The 5,446-nt window shown below is 50.1% G+C and carries 5 protein-coding genes and 1 pseudogene; all 6 read right to left on the reverse strand.

What is annotated here, in order from left to right; all coding sequences use genetic code 11:
* Nucleotides 1-710: amidohydrolase family protein (locus tag STRDD11_RS11265; RefSeq protein WP_164828493.1), on the reverse strand; the 710-nt coding region annotated here is incomplete at its 3' end.
* A gap of 14 nt (nucleotides 711-724) precedes the next feature.
* Complete coding sequence (locus STRDD11_RS11270) at nucleotides 725-1,189, reverse strand: NUDIX hydrolase (RefSeq protein ID WP_128837382.1); 465 nt, start codon at nucleotides 1,187-1,189, stop codon at nucleotides 725-727.
* A gap of 8 nt (nucleotides 1,190-1,197) precedes the next feature.
* Nucleotides 1,198-1,851, reverse strand: coding sequence for a uracil-DNA glycosylase (locus tag STRDD11_RS11275; RefSeq protein WP_128837383.1), 654 nt, complete (start codon nucleotides 1,849-1,851; stop codon nucleotides 1,198-1,200).
* 181 nt (nucleotides 1,852-2,032) lie between these two features.
* On the reverse strand, nucleotides 2,033-2,785 hold the full coding sequence (locus STRDD11_RS11280; protein ID WP_128837384.1) for a DUF4336 domain-containing protein: 753 nt from the start codon (nucleotides 2,783-2,785) through the stop codon (nucleotides 2,033-2,035).
* A 1-nt stretch (nucleotide 2,786) separates the two neighbouring features.
* A pseudogene (locus STRDD11_RS11285) lies at nucleotides 2,787-4,330 on the reverse strand (glycosyltransferase family 39 protein).
* 302 nt (nucleotides 4,331-4,632) lie between these two features.
* Nucleotides 4,633-5,262, reverse strand: a complete 630-nt coding sequence (pyrE, locus tag STRDD11_RS11290; RefSeq protein ID WP_128837385.1) for an orotate phosphoribosyltransferase — start codon at nucleotides 5,260-5,262, stop codon at nucleotides 4,633-4,635.
* Nucleotides 5,263-5,446: the final 184 nt, after the last annotated feature.

Genomic DNA, 5,446 nt, shown 5'->3' on the forward strand with positions numbered 1-5,446 from the left:
ACGCTCTCCGCCTTGGACAGGTGCTGGATATGGACATGAGCCTTCGTATCATAGGCAATCATCACATCGCGGGCAATCATGCTGTATTCAGCCACTCCGGTCGCCCCGCAGATATGAAAATGCTCCTTGGCAATCTGCTCATTGAAACCTAAAATGCCGTTGAGGCCGGGATCCTCCTCATGCAGACTGATAAAGGTGCCGTTTTTCTTGGCTTCCTCCATGGCCTGACGGACGACACGGGAGCTGGTCAGAGGAATGCCGTCATCTGAGAAACCCGCTGCACCAGCAGCCAGCAGACCCTTGAAGTCGGTCAGATGCTGACCGTCAAAATTCTCCGTAATCGTGGCCACAGACTTGACATGAATCTTTTCCCGAGCAGCTGACTCCAGCACTTCCTGCAGGATGTCCACAGTGGAAATGGTCGGGCTGGTATTGGCCATCATGACAACGGTCGTAAAGCCTCCTGCCGCTGCTGCCAGAGAGCCGGTATGGATATCTTCCTTGTGGGTCTGGCCCGGCTCCCGAAAATGCACATGGATATCTACCAAGCCCGGAGCAACCACCAGACCGGCAGCATCCAAAATCTGAGCACCCGCCGCCTCCAGCTGCTGGCCGATTTTTACGATTTTCCCGTCCTCTACCAGCAGGTCAGCCGATTGATCGAAGTCAGTTTTAGGGTCCATGACCCGGCCGTTTTTAATTAAGAGCATATGCTTCCTCCGCTTCATTCATAAAAGTCAACCTGCGTCTCCAGCAGGCTGTCGCCATCATAGACGAACTTGGCTGAAAAGAAAGGTTTGTCCTCCAGCAGCCATTCGACAAAGGTGTGGTCCCCCTCCCAAGTCGGCTTGGACAGGACCTGATCATAGGGCACCCATTCCAAGGTCCCTTCATTGCAGTCGATGAGCTGTCCTTCAAACTCGGTCACCTTAAATACATACGTGTACCAGTCATTGTCCGGTGTAAATTCCGGAAAGGTGATAATGCCTTTGAGGACAGGCTTGGCTTTGAGACCCGTTTCTTCCAGAATTTCCCGGGCAGCGCATTCCTGCGGTGTTTCTCCCCGCTCCAGCTTACCCCCGACGCCAATCCACTTGCCTGCATGGACGTCATTGGGCTTTTTATTGCGGTGCAGCATGAGAAATTCTTTTCCATTATCGATGTAGCAAATCGTTGCCAGCTTGACCATAATCCCTCCTATGCTAACCAGTTGATGGGCTTGAGGCCCTTGGCACTTAAAAATTCATTGGCTCTGGAAAAAGGCCGGCTGCCGAAAAATCCGCGGTAGGCCGAGAGCGGACTGGGGTGGCTGGACTCGATGACCAAGTGCTGGGGATTGGAAATCAGAGCTTTCTTCTTGCGGGCGTAAGATCCCCAGAGGATGAAGACAACCGGCTCTGTCTTGTCATTGACCACCTTGATGACGGCATCTGTGAACGGCTCCCAAATAAGGCCGGCATGGGCATTGGCCTGACCGGCCGGAACCGTCAGACCGGCATTGAGCAAAAGCACTCCCTGTCTGGCCCAGGATGTCAGGTCATGAGACTGTCTGACACCAATATCATCCGCCAGCTCCTTGAGAATATTCTGCAGAGAAGGCGGAGCAGGGATGTCATCAGGTACCGAAAAGCTCAATCCCTGAGCCTGTCTCGGTCCGTGGTAGGGATCCTGGCCCAGAATCACCACCCTCACATCGGCCAGCGCTGTAGTCTGAATAGCATTAAAAACCTTGTCCCGCGGCGGGTAAATGGTTCCCGATGCATACACTTCATCCAAAAAATGATTGATCTTGGTAAAATAACCTTCCGGCAGCTGCTCTTTGATCAAAGCGTGCCAAGCTGAGTGTTGCATATATGCCTCCTTATATCTCGATTTCATGAGCCTCTTCGTCTAGCTCAATGGATGGATAATGGTCGGTTAGATAAAAACAAAAGAAAGACGATTTTATAGATAAAATTTAACACTAAACTTCTTTTTATCGTGATTTTTTTGACTCGAACTTCTGTGTTCTAAAGAATATCGCTTTCTTCTCCTATCTTATCCAGCGCAATGCCCTTCTCAACTCTGCAGAGCCATTTTCCAGAAAGCAGCGGCCATGGGCTAAGATGATTTTCTCCGATTGCCAAGCCAGCAGCTTCTCCAAGCATTCTTTGGCCTGCCTTTGGTGACCGATAAAAGTCATGCGGTAGTCAATGGGCGTTTGGCCATCGGGCGCTGCAATGCGGGCTAGTTTGTAAGCCTTGCTGCGCAGCCAGCTTGGAAAATGCTCGGTCTCGAAATTCTCAATCAGGTCTGTCAAAATCAGAGTTTGGCTGGCCTTGTGAAAAAAGACAGCCTCCTCGATAAAAGCACTCCCCTTGAAAATCAGCTGGTCAATCTGGCCTGCCCAAGCTTCTGGCGTCTTGTCCGTCAGCTGGTCATCAAAGGCTACTGGGATTTTCTGCTTGGCTGCCCGCTGCTCAACTCCTGGACTGGACCAGGCAATGGCCTCTGGATAGCGCTTCTTCCAGTCGGCTATGTAGGCATAGTGAATCTTATTGGGTGAGATCAGATGAGCGACTGGTCCCAAAGCATCCAGCTGATTATACAGCACTTCATTGGGCGCAATCGGCGAATGGCACCAGAGCTGACTATTTGCCAGCTTGATAACGGTCATGCGGGTGGAAAATGGCAGAACGGTCACCACCGCATCCATCTCAATCAGATCGCCATCCACGATCCAGATATTCTCAGCAATAGGCTTCAGCTTATAAAGCGGTTCATAGACAGGAATAGGTCTTTTCATCTCAGCAGCTCCTTTCTGAGCGTTTTTTTCCAGACCAAAAGCGAAATTTCCCCAGAGCTTGCGGGTACTGGGTCAAGCCTACAGCAGACAAAATCAAAATCTGCGGCAGAAACTGAATCAGATAGCGGGTCTTGCCCCCTTCGAAAATCTGCAGGAACAGCAGCCCGCCAAAGACGGCTAGGATGAGAAAGTTCAAATGGTCATTCGGCCGGTATTTCCAAAGGGAAAAGACTAGGCCCAAGGCCATGACAATCCAGACAGCCTGCTTCAGCAAGGAATAATAGACATAGCTGCCCTTGTCCGTATTGAGAAAGAAGTCTCGGACAAACTGAGCGAAAACATTGTCCTTGGTTGCCTGGTACAGCGGCGAAATATAGGGGGTCTTCTCATTTTCGACACTGCGGTAGAGCCAGCCCAAATTGCCTTCTGCCACGGTTAAAGACTGCTTGTAGTAAAGATGATAAAGAAAGGTCAGCGGTGTATACTCCTTGAGTCGGCGCTTGATTTCTTTGACAACATTCTCCGTCGCAAACATGCCGTTATTGTAGTCATCGCGATTATCCGGATCGATATACTGCAGGAGTCCTTCCTTCATGTCCTCCTGATTGTGACCGATAAAGGTCAGGCCAAGATTGATAAAAAGCAAGGGTCCCTTTGCCAAGCCCTTTCCTTCCACCAGCGGCACTTCTGTCTGATGGCTGACACCATAGGACAGAGGAGCATAGCTGACAGCGAAACTCAGGGAAAAAGCAGCCAAGACCAGCAAGAATTTCTTCCAATTTCTTTTAAAAAGAGAATACCGAAGGCGGCAAGAACCAGAATAATCACCGTCGGCCGCAGCAGGAAGGCCAGGCTGGTCACCATGCCCAGCAGGAGGATTCTGACAAGCAGCCGGCGGGGAGATTCATCTTCCTTCAGCAGCCCCAGCACCAGAAAAATCTGTAAAGCAATCAGGGGCAAGGGCGGAATATCCGTATACATGGATAGGTAATAAGGGGAAAAGCCCACCAAGAGAATATAGAGGGCAAAGACCGCATTGGCCGTCTGCTGAGAGAAATACTTCTGACTGCCCTTGTAGAGGATGAGAGCCGTAATATTGGCATAAAAAAGATTGAGCCCCTGCATGATCCAGAGAGCGGTATCGCCGAAAAGATTGAAAAACAAGCGCTCGTAGAGAAAGAGCGGGATGTTGTTAGGATTGCGGGTCAGATAGCTGGAGATGGAGGATTCTTTCAGATACTTGAAAGCTCCGGTGAACACAACAGCCGCATCCCGACGAATCAGCAGCTCAGCCGACAGCAAGACGATAATCTGAAAAAGCAGAACCGCCGCCATCAGAAGAAATTTATGCCGTATGACCGCCCGATAGCACCTTTGCAGATGAAGCCGACAGCGATAGGCCAGATAAGCCAGACCGGCAAAGAGCAGCAAAGCCAGACTGCTCAGGCTGTTCATATGCCAAACAGCCATCAAAAACCAATGGATGGCAATGACCAGCATGAACTTTTGCAGGATCGAAAAAGACAGATGATAAAACTTAGACATAGCCCTATTATACCAAAAAGAAGGCTATTTATCTATTTCCAAAAGCAAAAGCCACAGTCTCCGTAACTGTCTTCAAGCACGTCAGCTCCAGCAGCCTGAGGGAGTAAAAAGGTTCGGGGAACCTTTTTAGCCCGAGCCTGAAAATGCGTAAGCGAGGAAGGTTCGGGGAACCTTTTTGGCCGAGCCTGAAAACGAGATAGCGAGCCAAGAAGGCTGCAGCCCGCTTTCTGGTTTGCTGATGATGTTCCTTGACTAGGATTGATTTATGGAAAAAAGGCTGAAGCGAATCAAGCCTTTCCTTCCTATGCCTGCCAATTTTCTTGGTCCTCTTTGAATCTCTGCAGCAGAGCCAGTCCTTCGGCATTGATATAGCCTTCTTCTTCTGCCAGATGGATCAGCTCGGTGTAATTGGACAGGGTCACCAGCCTGACGCCAGCATCCGCAAAGTTCTTGTCTGCTTTTGGCAGCTCATAGCTAAAGATGGCTGCTGCACCAATGACATCTGCTCCTTCGCGCCTGGCTGCTGCAACCGCGTCCAGCACAGAACCCCCGGTTGAAATCAGGTCTTCGATGACCACCATTTTCTGACCCGGAGCGACACGGCCTTCAATCTGATTGCCAGCGCCGTGGTCTTTGGGCTTGCTGCGGATGTAAGCAAAGGGGAGGTTCATCTTATCAGCAATGATAGCGCCATGCGGGATGCCGGCTGTCGCCGTTCCGGCAATCACTTCTGCATCCGGAAAGGCCTGCCTGATGGTTTCCACAAAGCCATTCTCAATAAGGGTGCGGGTTTCCGGATAGGCCAGTGTCACCCGGTTGTCGGTATAAATAGGGGATTTGATACCGGAAGCCCATGTAAAAGGCTTCTCAGGCTTCAGGTAAACAGCCTCAATCTTCAGTAAATCACGCGCAATATCTTTGGCTAAAGTCATAACTTCTCCTTTTTTAATAAAAGTAAATATCAAAATACGATTTAATTCAAACCAATTCCCACAAGCAAATTCTCGTTCCGACAGAATCACTGAATCCAGAAGCCGCCATCAAGGTTTCATTTGCGGGTTCTAATGAATCATCTGGCAAGCAATCAGGGCAGCCTGTACAGCTGCAGCATCAGCA

It is taken from the genome of Streptococcus sp. DD11, assembly GCF_001578865.1.
Classification (GTDB): Bacteria; Bacillota; Bacilli; order Lactobacillales; family Streptococcaceae; genus Streptococcus; species Streptococcus panodentis.

Excerpts from the sequence above, each read along its gene's own strand:
- STRDD11_RS11270 (WP_128837382.1), bottom strand. The coding sequence starts at position 1,189 with ATGGTCAAGCTGGCAACGATTTGCTACATCGATAATGGAAAAGAATTT.
- STRDD11_RS11275 (WP_128837383.1), bottom strand. The coding sequence starts at position 1,851 with ATGCAACACTCAGCTTGGCACGCTTTGATCAAAGAGCAGCTGCCGGAA.
- STRDD11_RS11280 (WP_128837384.1), bottom strand. The coding sequence starts at position 2,785 with ATGAAAAGACCTATTCCTGTCTATGAACCGCTTTATAAGCTGAAGCCT.
- pyrE (WP_128837385.1), bottom strand. The coding sequence starts at position 5,262 with ATGACTTTAGCCAAAGATATTGCGCGTGATTTACTGAAGATTGAGGCT.